Origin of the sequence: Luteococcus sp. H91 (assembly GCF_038433135.1) — a bacterium.
Taxonomy (GTDB): Bacteria; Actinomycetota; Actinomycetes; order Propionibacteriales; family Propionibacteriaceae; genus Luteococcus.
Genome location: NZ_JBCDMV010000007.1, coordinates 45,409 through 65,649 on the forward strand (window position 1 = coordinate 45,409; position 20,241 = coordinate 65,649).

The 20,241-nt window shown below is 68.0% G+C and carries 24 protein-coding genes; 8 read left to right on the top strand and 16 right to left on the bottom strand.

Annotated elements, in window-relative coordinates; genetic code table 11:
• Positions 1 to 11: 11 nt before the first annotated feature.
• Positions 12 to 572, bottom strand: coding sequence for a histidine phosphatase family protein (locus tag AAEX57_RS04890; protein ID WP_342090867.1), 561 nt, complete (start codon positions 570 to 572; stop codon positions 12 to 14).
• A gap of 110 nt (positions 573 to 682) precedes the next feature.
• On the opposite strand from AAEX57_RS04890, the gene AAEX57_RS04895 reads away from it, so the two are divergent.
• Together AAEX57_RS04895 and corA are read left to right on the top strand one after the other, a co-directional pair.
• Positions 683 to 2,179, top strand: a complete 1,497-nt coding sequence (locus AAEX57_RS04895) for an aminopeptidase P family protein (protein WP_342090866.1) — start codon at positions 683 to 685, stop codon at positions 2,177 to 2,179.
• 26 nt (positions 2,180 to 2,205) lie between these two features.
• Positions 2,206 to 3,276, top strand: coding sequence for a magnesium/cobalt transporter CorA (gene corA, locus AAEX57_RS04900; protein ID WP_342090865.1), 1,071 nt, complete (start codon positions 2,206 to 2,208; stop codon positions 3,274 to 3,276).
• A 12-nt stretch (positions 3,277 to 3,288) separates the two neighbouring features.
• Here corA and AAEX57_RS04905 read toward each other — a convergent pair whose 3' ends face one another.
• The 3 genes from AAEX57_RS04905 to AAEX57_RS04915 form a co-directional block, all read right to left on the bottom strand.
• A complete protein-coding gene (locus tag AAEX57_RS04905) occupies positions 3,289 to 3,924 on the bottom strand; it encodes an SAM-dependent methyltransferase (RefSeq protein ID WP_342090864.1) in 636 nt (211 codons plus the stop codon).
• A 2-nt stretch (positions 3,925 to 3,926) separates the two neighbouring features.
• Positions 3,927 to 4,478 (bottom strand): general stress protein, encoded by a 552-nt coding sequence (locus AAEX57_RS04910; RefSeq protein ID WP_342090863.1) that lies wholly within the window; start codon positions 4,476 to 4,478, stop codon positions 3,927 to 3,929.
• Between the two features lie 117 nt (positions 4,479 to 4,595).
• A complete protein-coding gene (locus tag AAEX57_RS04915) occupies positions 4,596 to 5,522 on the bottom strand; it encodes an HpcH/HpaI aldolase/citrate lyase family protein (protein ID WP_342090862.1) in 927 nt (308 codons plus the stop codon).
• A gap of 56 nt (positions 5,523 to 5,578) precedes the next feature.
• Between AAEX57_RS04915 and AAEX57_RS04920 the strand changes: the two genes are divergently transcribed.
• The 3 genes from AAEX57_RS04920 (at position 5,579) to AAEX57_RS04930 (ending at position 8,637) form a co-directional block, all read left to right on the top strand.
• Complete coding sequence (locus AAEX57_RS04920; RefSeq protein ID WP_342090861.1) at positions 5,579 to 6,856, top strand: magnesium transporter MgtE N-terminal domain-containing protein; 1,278 nt, start codon at positions 5,579 to 5,581, stop codon at positions 6,854 to 6,856.
• Positions 6,849 to 7,409, top strand: coding sequence for a DUF1003 domain-containing protein (locus AAEX57_RS04925; protein ID WP_342090860.1), 561 nt, complete (start codon positions 6,849 to 6,851; stop codon positions 7,407 to 7,409). The genes AAEX57_RS04920 and AAEX57_RS04925 overlap by 8 nt, the downstream gene beginning before the upstream one ends.
• A gap of 70 nt (positions 7,410 to 7,479) precedes the next feature.
• Positions 7,480 to 8,637: an Mrp/NBP35 family ATP-binding protein gene (locus tag AAEX57_RS04930; protein ID WP_342090859.1), complete on the top strand. Its 1,158-nt coding sequence runs from the start codon at positions 7,480 to 7,482 to the stop codon at positions 8,635 to 8,637.
• Between the two features lie 17 nt (positions 8,638 to 8,654).
• Here the strand turns inward: AAEX57_RS04930 and AAEX57_RS04935 are convergent, their stop codons facing one another.
• The 4 genes from AAEX57_RS04935 to dapA form a co-directional block, all read right to left on the bottom strand.
• Positions 8,655 to 9,044, bottom strand: a complete 390-nt coding sequence (locus AAEX57_RS04935) for a sec-independent translocase (protein WP_446721073.1) — start codon at positions 9,042 to 9,044, stop codon at positions 8,655 to 8,657.
• A 65-nt stretch (positions 9,045 to 9,109) separates the two neighbouring features.
• Positions 9,110 to 10,006, bottom strand: a complete 897-nt coding sequence (locus tag AAEX57_RS04940; RefSeq protein ID WP_342090857.1) for an anti-sigma factor family protein — start codon at positions 10,004 to 10,006, stop codon at positions 9,110 to 9,112.
• A gap of 1 nt (position 10,007) precedes the next feature.
• The gene (gene sigE / locus AAEX57_RS04945; protein WP_342090856.1) at positions 10,008 to 10,643 is read right to left on the bottom strand and encodes an RNA polymerase sigma factor SigE; all 636 of its coding nucleotides are present in this window, start codon (positions 10,641 to 10,643) and stop codon (positions 10,008 to 10,010) included.
• Positions 10,644 to 10,777: 134 nt separating this feature from the next.
• Positions 10,778 to 11,695: a 4-hydroxy-tetrahydrodipicolinate synthase gene (gene dapA, locus AAEX57_RS04950; RefSeq protein WP_342090855.1), complete on the bottom strand. Its 918-nt coding sequence runs from the start codon at positions 11,693 to 11,695 to the stop codon at positions 10,778 to 10,780.
• Between the two features lie 64 nt (positions 11,696 to 11,759).
• Between dapA and AAEX57_RS04955 the strand changes: the two genes are divergently transcribed.
• The gene (locus tag AAEX57_RS04955; protein WP_342097755.1) at positions 11,760 to 12,425 is read left to right on the top strand and encodes an O-methyltransferase; all 666 of its coding nucleotides are present in this window, start codon (positions 11,760 to 11,762) and stop codon (positions 12,423 to 12,425) included.
• Between the two features lie 100 nt (positions 12,426 to 12,525).
• On the opposite strand, the gene glgC is transcribed toward AAEX57_RS04955, so the two are convergent.
• Entirely contained in the window at positions 12,526 to 13,755 is a 1,230-nt protein-coding gene (gene glgC, locus AAEX57_RS04960) for a glucose-1-phosphate adenylyltransferase (RefSeq protein WP_342090853.1), read from the bottom strand.
• 186 nt (positions 13,756 to 13,941) lie between these two features.
• On the opposite strand from glgC, the gene glgA reads away from it, so the two are divergent.
• Positions 13,942 to 15,141 (top strand): glycogen synthase, encoded by a 1,200-nt coding sequence (glgA, locus tag AAEX57_RS04965; protein ID WP_342090852.1) that lies wholly within the window; start codon positions 13,942 to 13,944, stop codon positions 15,139 to 15,141.
• 79 nt (positions 15,142 to 15,220) lie between these two features.
• Here the strand turns inward: glgA and AAEX57_RS04970 are convergent, their stop codons facing one another.
• The 7 genes from AAEX57_RS04970 to trhA all read right to left on the bottom strand — a co-directional run bounded on the left by AAEX57_RS04970 (position 15,221) and on the right by trhA (position 19,251).
• Entirely contained in the window at positions 15,221 to 15,388 is a 168-nt protein-coding gene (locus AAEX57_RS04970) for a DUF3117 domain-containing protein (protein WP_094765820.1), read from the bottom strand.
• 35 nt (positions 15,389 to 15,423) lie between these two features.
• The gene (locus AAEX57_RS04975) at positions 15,424 to 15,750 is read right to left on the bottom strand and encodes a DivIVA domain-containing protein (protein ID WP_342090851.1); all 327 of its coding nucleotides are present in this window, start codon (positions 15,748 to 15,750) and stop codon (positions 15,424 to 15,426) included.
• On the bottom strand, positions 15,747 to 16,514 hold the full coding sequence (locus tag AAEX57_RS04980) for an LOG family protein (RefSeq protein WP_342090850.1): 768 nt from the start codon (positions 16,512 to 16,514) through the stop codon (positions 15,747 to 15,749). Before AAEX57_RS04980 ends, AAEX57_RS04975 begins: the two co-directional genes overlap by 4 nt.
• Position 16,515: 1 nt before the next feature.
• Positions 16,516 to 17,604, bottom strand: a complete 1,089-nt coding sequence (gene dapE, locus AAEX57_RS04985; RefSeq protein WP_342090849.1) for a succinyl-diaminopimelate desuccinylase — start codon at positions 17,602 to 17,604, stop codon at positions 16,516 to 16,518.
• A gap of 10 nt (positions 17,605 to 17,614) precedes the next feature.
• Positions 17,615 to 17,968 carry a HepT-like ribonuclease domain-containing protein gene (locus AAEX57_RS04990; protein ID WP_342090848.1) on the bottom strand — a complete coding sequence of 118 codons (354 nt, stop codon included), beginning with the start codon at positions 17,966 to 17,968 and terminating at the stop codon, positions 17,615 to 17,617.
• Complete coding sequence (locus AAEX57_RS04995) at positions 17,968 to 18,450, bottom strand: nucleotidyltransferase domain-containing protein (protein WP_342090847.1); 483 nt, start codon at positions 18,448 to 18,450, stop codon at positions 17,968 to 17,970. Before AAEX57_RS04995 ends, AAEX57_RS04990 begins: the two co-directional genes overlap by 1 nt.
• A gap of 105 nt (positions 18,451 to 18,555) precedes the next feature.
• Positions 18,556 to 19,251 (bottom strand): PAQR family membrane homeostasis protein TrhA, encoded by a 696-nt coding sequence (gene trhA, locus AAEX57_RS05000; protein ID WP_342097756.1) that lies wholly within the window; start codon positions 19,249 to 19,251, stop codon positions 18,556 to 18,558.
• 93 nt (positions 19,252 to 19,344) lie between these two features.
• On the opposite strand from trhA, the gene AAEX57_RS05005 reads away from it, so the two are divergent.
• On the top strand, positions 19,345 to 20,154 hold the full coding sequence (locus tag AAEX57_RS05005; RefSeq protein ID WP_342090845.1) for an isoprenyl transferase: 810 nt from the start codon (positions 19,345 to 19,347) through the stop codon (positions 20,152 to 20,154).
• Positions 20,155 to 20,241: the final 87 nt, after the last annotated feature.

A 20,241-nucleotide genomic window follows, 5' to 3' on the forward strand; every position in this document is an offset into this window, starting at 1 on the left:
GGTGATATCACTCAGGCATTCCAGCGGATGATCGCCGGGGATTCCTTCTCCCGGCCCAGGATGCTGATGGTGCCGGTGTCCAGCGGGAAGGACTGGCCGCGAGCAATGTCGATGTCCAGCCAGCACAGGGCCAGCACCCGGGAGGCGTGGCCGTGGCTGAAGCAGATCGCCTTGTCGACCCCGGATTGCCGCACGCGACGCACCACCTGGGTGAGCCGATTGATCACCTGCGCATGGGTCTCCCCGCCCGGCACCTCATGGCTCCAGATCCGCCAGCCGGGTACCTGTTCGCGGATCTGCTGACTGGTCAGGCCCTCATAGTCGCCGTAGAACCACTCAGCCAGGTTCTCGTCGACCTCCGGGGTACCGAAGCCCGCCAGCTCCGCGGTACGGCGGGCGCGCAGCCGGGGGCTGGTCAACACCAGATCGAAGTCGTCGGGATCGAGCCGGTCGCGCAGGCTGGTGGCCTCGGCGACGCCATACTCGGTCAGGTCAAGGTCGGTGACGGAGGTGTGCTGGCCGGACTTGCTCCAGGCGGTCTCTCCGTGCCGGACGAGATAGAGCTCGGTCATGGCCCCCAGCCTAACCAGACGCTCGTCGCGCACGGTCATACCAGGAAGCCTAGAATGCCTCTGGTGCCCGGACTGCTGCCGGGCTGTTGGTGACGAGTTCGGAGATGACGATGAGCGAAGAACAGGCAGAGCTGCCCAACCGGCAGACCCCCTTCTCCGAGGCCTTCCGGGAGTTCATTCCCGTCGACTGGGCCCCCTACAGCAGCGAGCTCCCCGCCCGCTTGCCCGCCAGCGTGGCCGCCGAGCCACGTCGCGACGCCCTGGCCCTGGCCTTTCCCGGCGAACGACTGGTGATCCCGGCCGGCGGCCTGAAGGTGCGCAGCAACGACTGCGACTACGTCTTTCGTCCGCATTCGGCCTTCGCCTGGCTGACCGGCCTGGGAGCCGACCGGGAGCCCGACGCCGTGCTGGTGTTGGAGCCGGTCGACGCCAGCGAAAGCCACCCGTCGGGCCACCAGGCGACGCTCTACTTCAAGCCGCGCGCCCCGCGCACCGATCCCGAGTTCTACGCCGACGCCCGCTACGGCGAGACCTGGGTGGGCCAGCGAGAGAGCCTGGACGAGATGCAGGCCATGCTGGGCATCGCCTGCGCCCCGATCGGCGAGCTGCCGGCCGCCCTGGCCAAGAATGCAGAATCCACCCAGATCCGCGTGCTGCGCGCCGCCGACCAGACGGTCACCGAGCAGGTAGACGAGCTGCGCGGTGCCAGCCCCGAGGCCAGCGAGCAGGACAATGAGCTGGAGGTCACGCTCTCCACGATGCGCCTGGTCAAGGACGACTTCGAGGCCGAGCAGATGCGCGAGGCCTGCCGCGCCACCGCCGTCGGCTTCGAGGCCGTGGTGCGGGACCTGCCCGAAGCCGTCAAGCGCGGCCGAGGCGAGCGCTGGGTGGAAGGTGTCTTCGGCCTGCACGCCCGCCACCAGGGCAATGGCGTCGGCTACGACTCGATCGCCGCCGGTGGCGACCATGCCAACACCCTGCACTGGATCCGCAACGACGGCGACCTCAAGGACGGCGACCTGTTGCTGCTCGACGCCGGCGTCGAGGTGGACAGCCTCTACACCGCCGATGTCACCCGCACCCTGCCGGTCAGCGGTCGCTTCTCCCCCGAGCAGCGCAAGGTCTACGACGCCGTCCTGGAGGCCCAGCAGGCGGGGATCGATGCCGCCAAGCCGGGGGCGAAGTTCTCCGACGTGCACGCCGCCGCGATCTCCGTCGTCGCCAAGCACCTGCACGCGTGGGGTCTGCTGCCGGTCACGCCCGAGGAGTCGCTTAGCCCCGAGGGCGGCCAGCATCGCCGCTGGATGGTGCACGGCACCAGCCACCATCTGGGGATCGACGTACACGACTGCGCCCAGGCGTTGCGGGAGGACTACCGCGACGGCATCCTGAAGCCGGGCATGGTGATCACCGTGGAGCCCGGCATCTACCTCAAGGCCACGGACCTGCTGGTGCCGGAGGAACTGCGCGGGATCGGGGTGCGGATCGAGGACGACATCCTGATCACCGAGGACGGCAACGAACTGCTGTCCGGCATGCTGCCGCGCTCCGCCACGGACGTCGAGGAGTGGATGGCCGGCCTGCTGGGTGAGAGCCGAGCGGGCTGATGCCGGATTCCCGACGCCATCTGCCGGTGCTGCGCCCCACGGCGCGCGTCACCACCCGCCCCCGGCCCGCTGCCCGCCGCCAGATGCGGCAGTGGGCCACCACCCCCGATTCGGTGCAGGCCTGGGCGCTCTACATCGACGGCGTCAAGGCCGACGTGCACAGTCTGGAGGCGGCCACCGAACGCGCCAAGGAGGGCGAGGGTTTCGTCTGGTTGGGGCTCAAGGACCCCACCGACGAGGACATGGCGCGTTTTGCCCGCCAGTTCGACCTGCACCCACTGTCCATCGAGGACGCCGTCGAGGGCCACACCCGCAGCAAGCTGGAACAGTTCGACGACACCCTGTTCTGCGTGATCTCCACCGTCGCCTATGTTGATCATGAAACGGTCACCGAGACCAGCGAAATCGTGTCCACCGGCCAGATCATGATCTTCGTCGGCGAGAACTTCCTGCTCACCGTGCGCCGCGGCGACAACACCCCACTGCGGAGCCTGCGCCGCACCCTGGAGACCAATCCCGAGGACCTCTCGGTGGGGCCGGCCTATGTCTTCTACAAGATCCTCGATCGGGTCGTCGACGAGTACATGGACGTGGTCAGCGAGTTCGAGATCGACATCGACGAGGTGGAGGAGGACATCTTCTCCCGGCAGGGCACCAAGGAGGTGGACCGGGTCTACAACCTGAAGCGCGAGCTGATCGAGTTCAAGCGTTCCGTGGTGCCGCTGTCCGCTCCACTGCAGTCACTGTCCACCCGCAGCTACCCGGTGATCCCCGACGAGACCCGGGCCTACTTCCGCGAGGTGGCCGACCACCACACGGACTCCCGGGAAGCGATCCTGTCCTTCGACGAGGTGCTGTCCACCATCCTGCAGGCCGGGATGGCGCGGATCAGCCTGGAGGACAACCGGGACATGCGGCGCCTGTCCGCGATCCTGGGAATCCTGGCCGTGCCCACCACGCTGGGCGCCGTCTACGGGATGAACTTCGACAACATGCCGGAGCTGCACGCCGAATACGGCTACTTCGTGGTGCTGGCCGTGATGATCCTGGGCATGGTCGGCTGCTGGCTGGTCTTCCGGCGTCGGCGCTGGATCTGACCCACCCGGGCGCTACTTCTTGCGAAGCCCCAGCACCTGCAGCACCGAACTGAGGCCCTGGTGGCCCATCCCCTCGAAGATCCGCCGCTCCACCATCCGGACGTCAAGATCAAGTCCGGGCCACTCGTCCAGCACGTTCTGACGGGTGAGCAGCACCTCGGGATTCTTGGGGCCGCCGGTGCCCATCGACGGTTGGGCAGGGGTGTAGGTCTCCATGATCAACTTCCCCTGGGCGGCCAGCTGCGGGGTGAGGGCGTCGGCGACGCCACGGCGCAGTTCCGCCGGCAGGTGGCAGAAGATGGAGACGATGCCGTCCCACGGGCCTTGCGCGGCCGGGCCGTGCACCCAGTCGGCCAGATCCGCCACCTGGATGTCCAGGGTCACGCCACGTTCACCGGCCAGGGTGCGAGCCTTGGCGGCCCCCACCTCGGAGATGTCGACGGTGGTCACCTGGTGCCCCTTCTGGGCCAGCCAGACGCCATTTCGCCCCTCGCCGTCACCCAGCACCAGCACTCGAGAGCCACGCCGCAGCATCACCTCGGCAGCCACCAGGAAGTCGTTCGGCCGGTAGCCGTAGAGGTAGTTGGGGTGCGAATAGCGGCTGTTCCACAGTTCACGCTGGTCGGTCAGCTGCTGGTCAATCGGCATGGTCACTCCTGGGCGTCGGTGGGGTTGCCGGTCTGCGAGGGCTGGGGCGGCCAGGTGGTGGGCGCCGGCTGCTGCAACGGGCTCTGACCGAGCATCTCACGGGCCCGGTTGACCACGCTGTGTTCGCCGAGGATCTCGTAGCGGGTGGCGACGATGGCTTGCACAGACGCAAAGTCGCGCTGCCCGCGGCTGGCGGCATAGGCCATGCCAGCGGTGATGATCCCCATCCCGATGCCCAGCACCAGGCCGAAGAAGAAGGCCTCCGAGGCACCGATGTTCGGCATGAAGACCATCATCATCAGGCCGAAGAAGATGCCGGTTCCCAGACCACTGATCGCGCCTTCGGCCAGCACCCGTCCCCAGGTGCGCCGGCCGAGCACTCGCTCCACCTGCTTCAGGTCGGTGCCGACGATGCACAGATCCTGCACCGGGAAGTCCTGGTCGGCCAGGTGGTCAACGGCGCGCTGCGCCTCGGCATAGCTGGGGTAGATCGCCACCGACATGGGGTACTTCAGCGGCATCACCGTCGCGGCGGCCTGCATCAGGGAAGACATGCCGCCCAGAGTACCCAGTCACCCCACCGGAACAGAGCAAGGCAGCCACCGCTGCGCCGAGCCTGTCGAGTGGTCGCCGACGGGCGCCCCGAGGGGGTCGGGTCCCAACGCGTGCGCTCAGGCCCGCTCGCCGATCTTGGCCAGCGTGGAGCGCGCAACGGCCAGGCCGGCGCCGTCCACCATCTCGTCATCGACGACGATCGCGCCGACTGCTCCCCCCGCCTCCGCGGTGGCGTGCCGGTAGGCCTCGACGATCCGCCGGGCCCGCTCGATGTTCTCCGTGGGCGGGGTGAAAATCTGGTTGCCGGCCTCCACCTGCGAGGGGTGCAGCACCCACTTGCCGTCGTAGCCCAGGGCGGCGGAGCTGGAGGCCGAGGTGCGGAAGCCCTCAAGATCACGAATCCCGACGAAGGGGCCGTCGATCGCCTGCAGACCGTGGGCCCGGGCGGCGACCAAGATCGACATCTGGACGTGGTGGAAGGCGTCGCCCACATAACCGGGCGGCTGGGAGCCGACATTCAGCGTGGCCATCCCCATCGAGGCCATGAAGTCCCCCGGGCCGTAGACCAGCGTCTCGGTGCGGGGGCTGGCCGCGGCGATCTCGGCGACGTGCAGCAGGCCGCGCGCCTCCTCGATCTGCAGTTCAAGACCAATTCGCCCCACCGGCAGCCCGGCGGCCTGCTCGGCCTGGGTCAGCACAAGATCAAGAGCCTTCACCTGGCTCGCGTCGGTGACCTTGGGCAGCACGATGCAGTCCACCCGCGCCCCGGCGCCGCCCACCACCTCCAGCACGTCCATGGTGGTCCACGGCGTGGACCAGTCGTTCACCCGGTAGGTGACGGTGGGCGCCTGCCATCCCTCGGGGTCGTTCAGCGCGTCGACGATCCGCTGCCGGGAGGCTTCCTTCACCGGCGGCGCGACCGCGTCCTCAAGATCAAGGAAGATCGCGTCCACCGGCTGGGTGCGGCTCTTGGCGATGAAGCGGTCGCTCGATCCCGGCACGGCGAGGATGGTGCGGCGGGCCCTGGTCACGTCATTGGTCACGTCCCCAGCCTAACCAGCAGCCCCGCAGGATTGCCCCGACAGGTTAGATTTGCCGGGTGAGCGTCTCCTCCACCGCAGTCTTCATCTCGCGCATCCGCGGCCTGCCCGTCCTGGACGCCTCCGGCGACCAGGTGGGCCGGGTCCGCGACGTCGTGATCCAGCTGCGCACCCAGGGGCGCCCACCCCGGGTGAAGGGTCTGGTGGTGGAACTCTTCGCCCGTCGCCGGATCTTCGTGCCGATGATCCGGGTGCACGCCGTCGACGCCAGCCAGGTGGCGATCGAGGGCCAGGTGGACACCCGCCGGTTCAGCAAGCGCGACGCCGAGACCCTGGTGATCGATGACCTCTTCGACCGCACCATCAACCGCGCCGAGGGCCGCCGCGCCGCCATCTACGACGTCTCCATGAAGCCCACCCGCGCCCGCGAGTGGGAGGTGAGCGACGTGGCGCTGCGCGAGGTCAGCGCCAATGGCCGCTTCCGGCTGGGCCAGCGCGGCCGCACCAGCATCGTCCGCTGGTCGGAGATCCCCAATCTGGTGCTCAATGCCCAGCAGGTCACCGACCACCTGGTTGCCCAGATGGCTGACATGAAACCGGCCGACATGGCCCGTGAGCTGCACGACATGGCTCCGGAGCGCCGGGCCGAGGTGGTGGAGCAGCTCGACGACGAGCAGCTGGCCGACGCCCTGGAGGAACTGCCCGAGGACGAGCAGGTGGAGCTGCTGACCGCCCTGGACAATGAACGCGCCGCCGACATCCTGGAGGAGATGAACCCGGACGACGCCGCGGACCTGATCAAGGAACTACCGGCCGAGATGGCCGAGGACCTGTTGCAGCGGATGGAGCCCGACGAGGCCGCCGACGTCCGCGGCCTGTTGATCTACGCCGACCTGACCGCGGGCGGCATGATGACCCCCGAACCCGTCGTGCTGGCCCCCGACGCCACGGTCGCCGAGGCCTTGGCGCGAGTCCGCGACGAGGAGCTCACCCCCGCCCTGGCCTCGATGGTCTTCATCTGCCGGCCGCCGCTGGACACCCCGTCGGGCCGTTTCCTGGGCATGGTGCACACCCAGCGGTTGCTGCGCGAGCCCCCGTCGATCCTGGTCTCCGGGCTGGTGGACGAGGGGCTGGAACCGATGCGCCCGCACAGCGCGCTGGCCGAGGTCAGCCGCTACTTCGCCACCTACAACCTGGTGGTGGCACCGGTGGTCAACGAGGAGAACCAGCTGGTGGGCGCGGTGGCCGTCGACGACCTGCTGGACCACATGTTGCCCACCGACTGGCGCGGGGAACAGCTGGACGGGGAGGACGATCGGGAGGTGAGCGGTGGCTGAGGCACGCGAACGACTCAACACCCCCGGCAGCCGCAAGCGCGCCATCCTGCCCAAGGTGGAGCTGGACAGCGACTCCTTCGGCCGCTTCGCCGAATGGGTGGCCCGTTTCATGGGCACCGCCAAGTTCCTGGCCTGGATGACCCTCTTCGTGATCGCCTGGGTCACGCTGAATGTGGTCAGCATCTGGCACTTCAAGTGGGATCCCTACCCCTTCATCCTGTTGAACCTGTTCTTCTCCACCCAGGCCTCCTATTCCGCCCCGTTGATCCTGCTGGCACAGAACCGGCAGGAGGCGCGTGACCGGTTGACCATGGAGGAGGACCGGCGGGTTGCCGCCCAGAGCCGGGCAGACATGGACTTCCTGGCCCGGGAGATCGCCAGCATCCGGATGACCATGGGTGAGATGGCCACCCGCGACTACCTGCGAGGCGAACTGCGCTCCGGCCTGCGGGAACTCCTGACCGAGCTGGAACGCGACGACGAGGCCGAGGGCGCCGAGCAGCGTCGGGAGAGCTGGCTGCGCGACCAGCGTGGCAAGGACTCCCGTCGCTGACCCTGGCCCGATGACCGAGCCGGTCGAGGCCTGATTTGCAATACGACAACATGAGGAAAAGACTCACTACATGAGTGACGTTGAGAACCCGCTGTTGGGTCAGATCCGAGCAGCCCTGCACACCGTTGACGACCCCGAGATCCACCGTCCGATCACCGAACTGGGCATGGTGGACGACGTCACCATCGATGACGCCGGCCACGCCCTGGTCAAGATCCTGCTGACCGTCTCCGGTTGCCCGCTGAAGGTGACCCTGCAGACGGAGGTGACCAAGGCCGTGATGGCCGTCGACGGTGTCAGCTCCGTCGAGGTGCAGCTCGGCGTGATGAACGACGAGCAGCGCGCCGCCCTGAAGCAGGTGCTGCGCGGCGGCGAGCCCGAGCGCCAGATCCAGTTCGCCCAGCCCGGCAACCTGACCAAGGTGATCGCGATCGCCTCCGGCAAGGGCGGCGTCGGCAAGAGCTCGGTGACGGTCAACCTGGCCAGCGCCCTGGCCGCGATGGGTCGCAGCGTCGGCATCCTGGACGCCGACATCTACGGCCACTCCGTGCCCGACATGCTCGGCCTGGGCGATGCCAAGCCCACCGCCGTCGACGACATGATCATGCCCGTGCCCAGCCTGGGGATGAAGATCATCAGCGTCGGCATGCTGAAGCCGGAGCGCGACCAGGTGATCGCCTGGCGTGGTCCGATCCTGGACCGCGCGCTCACCCAGCTCCTGGCCGACGTCTACTGGGGTGACCTGGACTACCTGATCCTGGACCTGCCCCCGGGCACGGGCGACGTGGCGATCAGCCTGGGCCAGAAGATCCCCAATTCCGAGGTGGTCGTGGTCACCACCCCGCAGGTGGCGGCCGCCGAGGTGGCCGAGCGGGCTGGCACGATTGCCGCGATCATGCAGCAGCGGGTGATCGGCGTCGTGGAGAACATGTCCTATCTGGAGGCCACCTGCCCGCACTGTGACCAGACGCACCGGGTGGACCTGTTCGGCCACGGCGGCGGTCAGGCCGTCGCCGACACCCTCACCGAGCGGCTCGGCTACGAGATCCCGCTGCTGGCCCAGATCCCGATCGAGCAGCACCTGCGGGAGGGCGGTGACCAGGGCGCGCCGATCGTGGTGAACCAGCCCGAGGCCGCCTCCGCGAAGGCGCTGCAGGCCCTGGCCCAGCAGATCGACGGCCGCCAGCGTGGCCTGGCGGGCAAGCAGTTGGGGGTCAGCCCCGTCTGACTACCGTCCGTTGCCCCTCAGGTGGCGTCGACGTCGAAGGGGACTCCCCCGGCGGCCGCACCGACAGCGTCGAAATTGCCGGCGTCCTCCAGCTCGTGCCGGAGGTCCTCCCCCATCATCTTGGCGTCCTTGAGATCGGTGTCCAGGTCACTACGGACATCCGACAGGTCGGACTTGAGCTCGTCGATGTCGGCCTGCATGTCGTCCAGCAGGTGCTTCTGGATGAAGGTCTTGGGGTGCAGGTCACGGATGTCCAGGTTGGCGTACTCCGGGCCCAGCTCTGCGCGCAGCTGGTCCTGGGCATTGTTGGCGATGTTGCGTAGGAAGAAGACCACGCGGGCAGCCTTGCGGCTCAGCTCCGGGATCTTCTCCGGGCCGAACATGATGGTCGCCAGCACGGCGAGCATGAGGAATTCCTGGATTCCGGGCACGGCGTCAGCCTAGTCGCGCCGGACCGGCGGCGCGAAGCGGGTCACCGGCCACGTTGCCCGGCCAGGGCACGCAGACCCATCCGGACCCGCTCCATCCCCTCGCCGGTGACGGCCTGCTCGTGCGGCAGGGCCGCCACGGCGGCCTCGCCCATGGCCCGGTCGCTGGCCAGCACGCAGTAGACGGTCTCGCCGGACTGCCAGGCCTGGCGGAACTGGTCGTCGGCCCCGTCCGGGTGACCGCTCAGTCGGCCGCGATGCTGCACCACCAGGACCGACCCCTCGGCCGAGGCGTAGATGCTGCGCACCTTGTCGGGGGCGCCGGTGACGTCCAGATCCACCCGGGGCAGCCCCGTGAGTTCGTCGGGGCAGCTGAAGGAGCGCGGGCAGTCCTCGTCATCGTCGGCAACCGGTGCCGAACTGACGACGGGTTGGGACATGCTCGCCTGGCCGGCGCTGCTCACTCTTGAGGTCGAGGCCGCGGCTCGACCCAACAGGCCGGTGGGATTCCCCGAGAGGGCCACGCTGCCGGCGTCGGGATCATCGACGGTGGGCAGCTGCGGCGCCATCAGCCAGGCACCGCCAAAGGCTCCCACCACTCCCGCCGTGGTCATGGAGCCCAGCGCGGCCACCCGGATCCGGCGGCGGCGCCGCGGGCTGGGCAGGCAGCCGGAGCGCTCCGGGGAGAGCCACAGCTGTCGATCCGCCTCGGCCCCGGCGATGGCCACCAGCCGGTCGGCCAGGTGACAGGGCGCGGCCGGTGCGGAGTCGGCGGCACAGCTGGTCAGCAGCGTGCGAAGCTGGTTGATTTCGACCAGTTCCCGGCGGCAGTCGCGGCAGTCCACCAAGTGGGCGGCCACCTCGTCGCGCCGCTCGACGGGAAGTGCCTGGTCGGCATAGGCGGTCAGCTCGTCGTGGCAGTGCTCGCAGGTGATCGCCATCTCACACCCCCGCCGTCTTCAGCCGCCGGGCCGCCAGTTCGTCGCGGCTGGGGCTGATCCCCAGATAGCGTTCCCGGTCCGCGGTGGGGCGGCGGTGCGCCAGCGCCTCGCGCAGCTGGGAGCGCCCGCGGTGGATCCGGCTGCGCACAGTGCCCACCTTGACGTCCAGCACCTGGGCGATCTCGTCATAGCTGAGGCCCTCGATGTCGCACAGAACCACGCAGACCCGGTATTCGGGGCTCAGCGCCGCCAGCGCGGCGGCGACATCGGCGTCCATGCTGGCGTCGTCGTAGAGCTCACCGGGCGAGGCCTGTTCGTCGACGACGCGTTCGCTGGCCTCGGCCATCGGGTCCATCCGGATCCGATGCTTGCGTCGGGCTCCGTCCAGGAAGAGGTTGGTGGTGATCCGGTGCAGCCAGCCCTCCAGCGTGCCCGGGGTGAAGTTGTTGATGGATTTGAAGACCCGGACGAAGACGTCCTGGGTGAGGTCCTCGGCGTCGGGGCGGTTGCCGGTGAGTCGGTAGGCCAGCCGGTAGACCTGGTCGGAATGGTCCCGCACCAGCTCTTCCCAGGTGGGCGGCGTCCATTCGGGCGCGGCGTCTGGGGCCGCAGGCGCCTGCCGCGTGCTCCTGAACATCCGCGCTCCTCCTTGCTCGTCAGCTGTCTGTCTCCATGAAAGCCACCGCGCCTGTGAAGAGCCTGTGACCGGGCCATCTCGTCACCTGACCAACGTCGCCCAAGGTCCGGAAGTTCCCACGGACCAGCAAATCGTCAGAGGTCAGCGGCTTCCAGCAGCGCACCGAAGGCCGCGGCCTCGGCGTCGGTGGCATTGGGCAGCGGGGAGCGCACCCCGCCGACGGCGAAGCCCTGGTGGGCCAGCCCGGCCTTGACCAGCATCACGCCCTGGGTGGCGAAGACCCCGGTGAAGACCGGCAGCAGTGCCTGGTGCAGCGCCAGCGCCTGGTCGATCCGGCCGGCAACGAAGGCGTCGATCAGCTCCCGGAAGCGCCGCCCGGTGAAGTGGGTGGAGGTACCCACCACACCCACGCCACCGACGCTGAGCAGTGGCAGCGTCATCGCGTCATCGCCGGAATAGTAGGTCAGGGTGGATTCCGCGATCACTCGCGCGGAGGCCGCCAGATCGCCCTTGGCGTCCTTCACTCCGACGATGTTGGGGTGCTTGGCCATCTCGATCAGGGTGTTGGACTCGATCTGCACGCCGGCGCGGTGCGGAATGTCGTAGGCCATCACCGGCAACTCCGTGGCGTCGGCGACGTCCAGGAAGTGCTTCAGGATGCCGCGCTGCGGAGGCTTGGAGTAATACGGTGTGACCACCAGCAGGCCGTCAGCGCCGGCATCGGCGGCCTGACGGGCCAGCTCGGCGGTGTGGTGCGTGTCGAAGGTGCCGACGCCGGCGACGATCTGCGCCCGATCCCCCACCTCCTCCACGACGGCGGCCACCAGCGCAGCCTTCTCCTCGTCGGTGGTGGTGGGCGATTCCCCGGTGGTGCCATTGATCACCAGGGCGTCATTGCACTGTTCGTCCACCAACCGGACGGCGAGCTGGCGGGCGCGCGGCAGATCCAGGGCGCCGTCGGCCGTGAACGGGGTGACCATGGCGGTCATCACCCGCCCAAAGACGGGCTCAACCCGCTCCGCGGCAGGGTCGGTGGGGGTCGCAAGACTCATGCGCGTCATCCTAGACCGTTCACCATGGTCGGTGCCCGTGGCCCACTTTGGGTAGGCTTGGCACGTGACCGATCCCAGCAGCAACACCACCAGCTCCTCCCTGCCCCTTGATGCGCGCTCCTGGGGCTACGCCGAGGATTTCGTCCGCCCCGACGAGCGGATCCGTGACGCGCGCAACCAGGCCGTCGAACTGGGCATCGAGACCATCAGCAATGGCACCGTGGCCGCGCTGCGTTTCCTGGCGCGGATGGTGCAGGCCAAGGCCGTGGTGGAGATCGGTACCGGCAGCGGCGTCTCCGGGCTGGCTCTCTACGAGGGGATGGGCTCCGAGGGCATCATCACCAGCATCGATCCGCAGTCCGACCGGCAGGCCACGGCCCGCAAGGAGTTCACCGACGCCGGGATCCGCTCCAACCGGATCCGGCTGATCGCCGGCACCCCACTGGATGTGCTGCCCAAGCTGCGCGACGGGGCCTACGACCTGGTCTTCATCAACGGCGACAAGCTGGAGTACGTGGAATACGTGGCGCAGGCGCTGCGGCTGCTGCGTCACGGCGGCGTGGTGGTGCTGCACGACGCCCTGTGGCAGAACAAGGTGGCGGATCCGGACAATGAGGATGACGAGACGGTGATCATCCGCGAGGCGCTGGCCGCGGTGGAGCAGACCGAGGAGTTCACCTCCCTGCTGCTGCCCGTCGGCGACGGCCTACTGGCGGCCATCAAGGCCTGACCCCTTCGACCAGCCCCGGGGAACCATCCCCAACGGATTGCGGCCTCGCTCCCCTCTCGGTGAGCGAGGCCGCAATTGGTGGTGCTGCGGTAGCGCTGGCTCAGACGGCCGGCGGGATCACGAGCCCCTTGCCCACCACGGTGATGCCGCCATCGCTGACGGTGAAGCCGCGGGCGCGGTCCAGTTCGTGGTCGACGCCGATCTCCACGCCGTCGGGAACGATCACGTTCTTGTCCAGGATGGCGTTGTGCACCACGGCATTGCGGCCGATCCGCACCCCGCTCATCAGGATCGACGAGTCCACCCGCGCCCACTTCTCGATGTACACGTCGGGGCTCATCACGGTGCGGTCCACGTCGCCACCGGAGATGATGCAGCCGGGCGAGACGATCGAGTCCTCGGCATTGCCGCGCATGGTGAACTTGGCGCCGGGCGCCTGCACCTGGGTGGTCCAGATGGGCCACTTGTCGTTGTACAGGTTGAACTGCGGCACGACGCTGACCAGATCCATGTGGGCCTCGTGGTAGGCGTCGATGGTGCCCACGTCACGCCAGTAGTTGCGATCCTCGTCGGTGGCGCCGGGGACGACATTGGCAGTGAAGTCGTAGACCAGGGCCTCGCCCTTGGCGACGAAGGACGGGATGATGTCGCCGCCCATGTCATGACCCGCATTCGGGTCATTGGCGTCGGCCTCCAGCGCGTCGATCAGCGCCTCGGTGGTGAAGATGTAGTTGCCCATGGAGGCGAAGGACTCGTCGGGCGAATCCGGCAGGCCGGGCGGATCGGCGGGCTTCTCCAGGAACTGCTTGATCTTGCCACCGTCTTCGGCGTCGATGATGCCGAAGGCGTGGGCCTCGGAGCGCGGAACCCGGATGCCGGCCACGGTGCACTGCAGGCCGGATTGGATGTGCGCGTCCAGCATCTGGCTGACGTCCATCCGGTAGATGTTGTCCGCGCCGAAGACCACGATGTAGTCGGGCCTCTCGTCGCGGATCAGGTTCATCGACTGGTAGATGGCATCCGCGCTGCCCTGGTACCACTGGGGGCCGAGGCGCTGCTGGGCCGGCACCGGGGTGACGTAGTTGCCCAGCATGGTGGACATCCGCCAGGTCAGTGAGATGTGACGGTCAAGGGAGTGCGACTTGTACTGCGTGAGCACGCAGATCTGGCGCAGTTCGGAGTTGGCCAGATTGGACAGCACGAAGTCGATCAGGCGGTAGGTACCGCCGAAGGGAACGGCAGGCTTGGCCCGGTCAGCGGTGAGGGGCATGAGGCGTTTTCCCTCGCCGCCTGCGAGGACGATGGAGAGCACCTTTGGTCTTGTGGACATGAGCTGAACCTATTGCGCCGAGGCCAACTTCCACAAGGCACATTGGGTGAAATGGTCTGACTTTCACCCAGAGACCCCCCGATTGTCACCGGCCGTGGGGGCCGGGGGCGAGAAGCGCGGGCCGACGCGTGAAACGCTGCCAGCGAAACCATTGTGGGCACCCCGGCGCTGTGCAAGCATCACATCATGCGCGTATCAATTCTCACCCGTGAGTACCCCCCGACCATCTACGGCGGAGCAGGCGTCCACGTCGCCCAGCTCGTCCCCCAGCTGCGCAAGTTCATCGACGTCGACGTCCAGTGCATGGGTGAGCCGCGCGACGGCGCCACCGCGCACCAGGAGAACTACCCGTCGGGCGCCAATGCCGCGCTGCGGGTCTTCGGTGCGGACCTGTCCATGGTCTCCGCCCTGCCGGAGGGCATCGAGCTGGTGCACTCCCACACCTGGTATGCCAACCTCGCCGGTCATCTGGCTGGTCTCTTCCGGGACATCCCGCACGTGGTCAGCGCCCACTCGCTGGAGCCCGATCGCCCGTGGAAGGCCGAGCAGCTCGGCGGCGGCTATGCCCTGAGCTCGTGGGCGGAGCGCACCGCCTACAACGGGGCCGACGCGGTGATCGCCGTCAGTGAGGGGATGAAGAAGGGCATCCTGGCCGCCTACCCCGAGCTGGAGCCGGACAAGATCCACGTCGTGCTCAATGGCATCGACCCGGAGGAATTCCAGCCCGACCACGGCACCGACATCTGTGAGCAGATCGGGATGGATCCGAGCAAGCCGGCGGTGGTCTTCGTCGGCCGGATCACCCGGCAGAAGGGTCTGGTGCACCTGGTGCGCGCCGCCCAGTACCTGGATCCCGACACCCAGCTGATCCTGCTGGCCGGCGCCCCCGACACGCCGGAGATCGCCGACGAGTTCAACAAGGCCTTCGGTGCGCTCAAGGAGGCCCGCGGCGGTGTGGTCTGGGTACAGGAGATGCTGCCCCGCGCGTCCGTGCGCCAGGTGATGAGCAATGCGACGGTCTTCGCCTGCCCCAGCATCTACGAGCCGCTGGGCATCGTGAACCTGGAGGCGATGGCAACCGAGACCGCCGTCGTGGCCAGCGCAGTCGGTGGCATTCCGGAGGTGGTGATGGATGGCGAGACCGGCTACCTCGTCGACTACGACCCGGCCCGCGCGATGGACGGTGACTACATCGCCAACTTCGAGAAGACCTTCGCGGAGAAGATCAACGAGCTGACCCGCAACCCGGAGCTGACCGAGAAGTTCGGCAAGGCCGGCCGGCAGCGCTGCATCGACAAGTTCAGCTGGGAGACCATCGCCAAGCAGACCGTCGAGGTCTACCAGGCCGCGATCGACCGGCACGCCGCGCGGGGGGCCAAGGCCTGAGCAGGCGCATCCCGAACGCGACGAACGGCGTGCACTCCGCGAGTGCACGCCGTTCGTCGTTCTCAGGTGTTGGGCCTTGTCAGCCAACAACCTCCTGCAGGCACTTGAGCAGATCGGTGGCCTCGGTTGCGTTCAGCTCAACCACCAGACGGCCGCCGCCGTCCACGGGAACGCGCATCACGATGCCACGGCCTTCCTTGGTGACCTCCATGGGGCCATCACCCGTACGGGGCTTCATAGCAGCCATCGTGCATCCTCATCTCTTCGACGGTTTTCACCCCATTATTCCGCACTTTGCGGCAGGTTCCCCATCGGTCCGACCAACGGCGTGCCGTCGGGGTCCTGCCGAAGCTCGTCGCCGACCACCCGTTCAGCCTCGAACTGACCGATCAGCCGGTCGAGCAGTTGGTCCACCTGCTGCATGGAATAGCCCCGGGTGACGACGCTGAACTGCACCCCGCGCAGGGCCTCGGCATCGATCTCACCGGGCGGCAGCGGCCGGGATGGCCGATCGTCCACCAGCTCGGGCATGGCACCCCAACGCCCGGAGGCGACGACGGCCGCCACCGCCAGGATCACGACAACGAGCGCGGCGAGAAACCAGGTCATGGCGCCATCGTAGTGACGTGGGCGATGGCGGCGGCTTCGTCGTCGGTGACGAGGAACATGTCCAGGTCACCGGCCCCGATGTAGCCCTCCGCCAGTGCGGCCTGCCGCAGCCAGTCCACCAGCCCCTGCCAGTAGTCGACGCCGAAGAGCACCACCGGAAAGTGTTGCACCTTGCCGGTCTGCGCCAGGGTGAGCGCCTCGAAGAGTTCATCGAAGGTGCCCAGGCCACCGGGCATGACGATGAAACCCTGCGCGTACTTGAGGAACATCACCTTGCGGACGAAGAAGTAGCGAAAGTTGATCCCCAGGTTCACGTGGGAGTTCATCGACGCCTCGAAGGGCAGCTCGATCCCCAGCCCCACCGAGGTGCCACCCGCCTCGTCGGCGCCCTTGTTGGCCGCCTCCATCACGCCGGGCCCACCCCCGGTGATCACCGCATAACCCTCGTTCACCAGTTCCCGCGCCATCCGTTCGGCCGCCGCGTACATCGGGCTGTCCGGACGGGTGCGGGCCGAGCCGAAGACGCTGATCGCCGGGCCGAGCTCGGCCAGGGTGCCAAAGCCCTCGACGAATTCGGACTGGATTCGCAGGGTGCGCCACGGGTCGGTGTGCCGCCAGCTGGTGTCCCCCACGCCGGCCAGCAGGCGCTGATCGGTGGTGGTGGTCTGCTTCTGGCCGCGACGCCGGATCACCGGCCCCTGCACCACGTGATTGCCATTGCCGGGAACATTGTCCAGCGGGCGCGGTGGGTGCTTCTTGGTCATCTCAGGCCTCCAGGTCGGATGTGGGCGCCAGCCAGCGACGCAGGGCGTCGGAGCAACTGGTCAGGTCTGCGACGGGGCAGTACTCGTCGCTCATGTGTGCCTTGCCGGGATTGGCCGGGCCGAAGTTCACCGCAGGCACCCCCAACTCGCTGAACCGGGCCACGTCGGTCCAGCCGTACTTGGGGCCGGGCGTGCCGCCCACGGCCGCGACGAAGTCCTGCGCGGCGGCGCGATCCAGCCCGGGCCTGGCCGCGGGTGACAGGTCCACCACCCGCAGCTCGAAGCCGTCGAAGAGGTCGCGCATCAACGCCTCGGCCTCGGCCGTGGTCTTGTCGGGGGCGAAGCGGTAGTTGATGTGCACGCTGCACTCGTCGGGGATCACATTGCCAGCCACTCCGCCGGTGATCTGGACGGCATTCAGCCCCTCCCGGAAGACCAGCCCCTCCACCTCGATCTCCCGGGTCTCGAAGCTGGCGATCCGCTCGAAGACCGGGGCAATGTCGTGGATGGCATTGTGGCCCAGCCAGCTGCGGGCGCTGTGCGCCGCGGTGCCGCGGGTGGTGATCCAGAAGCGCATGCTGCCCTGGCAGCCGCCCTCGATCTGCGCCGAGGTGGGTTCCATCAGGATCGCGAAGTCGCCCTGCAGCAGGTCGGGGTGCTCCCGACCGATCCGCCCCAGGCCGTTCAGCTCGCTGGCCACTTCTTCGTTGTCGTAGAAGAACCAGGTGACGTCGTGCCGGGGTTCGCTCAGCTCGGCGGCCAGCTGCAGGGCCACCGCCACACCACCCTTCATGTCACAGGTGCCCCGGCCGTGGATCCGGTCCTCTCCGTCGACGATGCTGCGGCTGCTGGGCAGGTTGCCGGCCACCGGAACCGTGTCCAGGTGCCCGGCCACCAGCACCCGGGATTCGCGCCCCAGATCGGTGCTGGCCGCCAGGCAATTGCCGTGCCGGGTCACCGTGAGGTGCGGGCAGGCACGCAGCGCCTCATCCACCAGATCCGCCAGCCGCTCTTCGTTGCCGCTGACCGACTCGACGTCGGTGATCACCTGCAGCAGGTCGGGCAGGGGCTGGCGAAGGTCAAGGCTCATGGTGCCGAGACTAGCCGAGCACCCGCCTCGCCTCGACTATCCGTGGGGCAAGGAGCCGCTGCCACTGGGGAAGGTTGACCTTGAGCGTCTCCCACACGGCATCTCGGTCAATCACGTCATACCCGTGGATCAGTGCATTGCGCATGGCTACCGCGATCCGCAATTCGACACCCTCCGGAACATCCACTCCTGACCGGCGGAGTCGTCCAGCAGCCTCGCCAAGCTTCATCAGGATGCCATCACTCGCCTCGCACATGATCCGGTCGGCGAGATAGGCCTCTTGCCCCCCCCCGGCAACAATGCCCTCCGCCAGCTCGAACCACGCCGCCATGTGCAGCAGGTCCTTGGCCACACGCTCCTTCATCACACCAACACCTCGTCCCGAAGAATGTCCTTGTCCCGCCCAGATTGCAGGCCGTTGCGCGAAACGAGGTCCACCTTGCATCCCACCACCTGGGCAAACTCTTCCTGCAGACGGACGAGATCGAACAACGAGGCCCCCTGCGGCGGAGTCACCAGCAGATCCACATCCGACGTGTCCGTGGCCTCGCCGCGTGCCACCGAACCGAAGACCGCCAGATCCGTGAAGCCGCGTTCCTCGGCAATTGCCCGGAGCACGGGGCGAGCCGCTTCAAAGGCGTCCCCCGGGCTGGCCTGCTGCAGGGCCTTGCGCCCCGAGCTGAGTTGCTGGGAGACCGCGGGCTGGGAGATGCCCAGCTCGGCGGCGATCTCGGCCTGCGAACGCCCGGCGACCACCATCGCCTGCAGGGCCGCCGCCCGCCGGAGCCTCCCGATGTACTCGATCCTGATGCCGTCCTTGCACAGCCAGACCAGATCCGTGCGCACCCCTTGCGCTCGGTCTCCTTGTACGCGGTTGTCTTGCGCTCGGTCATCCTGCACTCGCCCATCCATAAGGTGAGCTTATGTCAGCGGCTGCCGTCGCGCACGGGGTCAGCGGAAGAGAACCAGGCAGATCGCGGCGTAGTGACTGACCGCGGCCAGAATGGTGCACAGGTGGAAGATCTCATGGAAGCCGAAGGTGGCAGGCCAAGGATTGGGCCGCTTGAAGCCGTAGGCCAGCGCGCCGATCGAGTAGATGACGCCACCCAGGGCAATCAGGCCCACCACCAGCGGACCACCCGAGCGCCAGAACTGCCCCATCCAGCCAATCGCCGCCCAGCCCATGGCCAGATAGAGCGCGACATAGAGCCCGCGGGGCGCCGACAGCCAGAAGACCCGGAAGAGCACGCCCACCAGGGCGCAGGCCCAGATCAGGGCCAGCAGGAGGCGGAGGCTGCGGCCGTGCAGCATCCCGACCGACAGCGGGGTGTAGCTGCCGGCAATGAAGATGAAGATGTTGGCGTGGTCCACCCGACGAAAGACCGCGTGCACCTTGGGCGACCAGCTGCCGCGGTGATAGAAGGCCGAATTGCCGAACAGCAGCACGGCACTGAGGGTGTAGACGGCGCAGGCGATCCGCTGGTCACGTTGCGGCGCCAGGGCCACCAGCAGGATGCCGGCCACCAGCGCGACCGGGGCGAAGCCCTGGTGCAGCCAGCCGCGCAGCCGCGGCTTGGCCGCCGCCACCGCGCCACCGATCGCGTCGGCCACCCTCTCGCCCCCGCCAGGGTGGCTCTTCGTCGTCATGTCCATGGAACCTACGGTACCGTAGGTTACGCCCCCCTCCGAACCCCTCAGTTCAAAATCACATGGGCCGAGACACCCATTAGGCTGATGGGCATGAATCGGCTGGACCGCCTCACCGAGACCCTTGACCGGATGCACCCATCCGGCCTGCTCTACAGCACCTACGAGACGCGCCTGACAGCCGAACTGGACAAGGATCGCCTGCCCCAGCACGTCGCCGTGCTGGCCGACGGGAACCGTCGCTGGGCCCGGATGAACGCCCCGGACAAGCCCCTGGTGGCCGGCTACCAGGCCGGCGCGGACAAATTGAGGGACTTCGTCGCCTGGTGTGACGAGGCCGGAATCCAGGTTGTCACCCTGTGGGTGCTCAGCCCGGACAACCTCCAGCGCGCTGAGGCGGAAGAGGTCAAGCCCCTGCTCGGCGTCATCCAGCAGTTGGTGGTCGATCTGGCCAGCGACGGCCGCTGGCCCGTGCAAGCGGTCGGTGACATGTCACTGCTCCCGCCCGAGATGGCCACCGCACTGGCCGGCGCCCGCACCGCGAGCCAGGACAACAAGGGCATGCTGGTCAATGTCGCCATCGCCTACGGCGGCCGCCATGAGCTGCGCGACGCCGTGCGCTCGCTGCTCAAGGAGGAGGCCGCCAAGGGCCGGAGCCTGGACGAGGTGGCCGAGACCCTGGAGATCGACCAGATCGGCGAGCACCTCTACACCAAGGGCCAGCCCGATCCGGACCTGATCATTCGCACCTCCGGCGAGCAGCGACTCTCCGGCTTCCTGATGTGGCAGAGCGCCCACAGCGAGTTCTACTTCTGCGAGGCGCTCTGGCCGGATTTCCGCAAGGTGGACTTCCTGCGCGCACTGCGCTCCTTCAGTCAGCGCGAACGTCGCTACGGCCGCTGAGCAAATTTCACGCGGCGGGGAATCAACGGGGGGCCACGTTCCCCCTCCGGCGGCAATCAGGGTGTCCACGGATGCCAATATCTACAC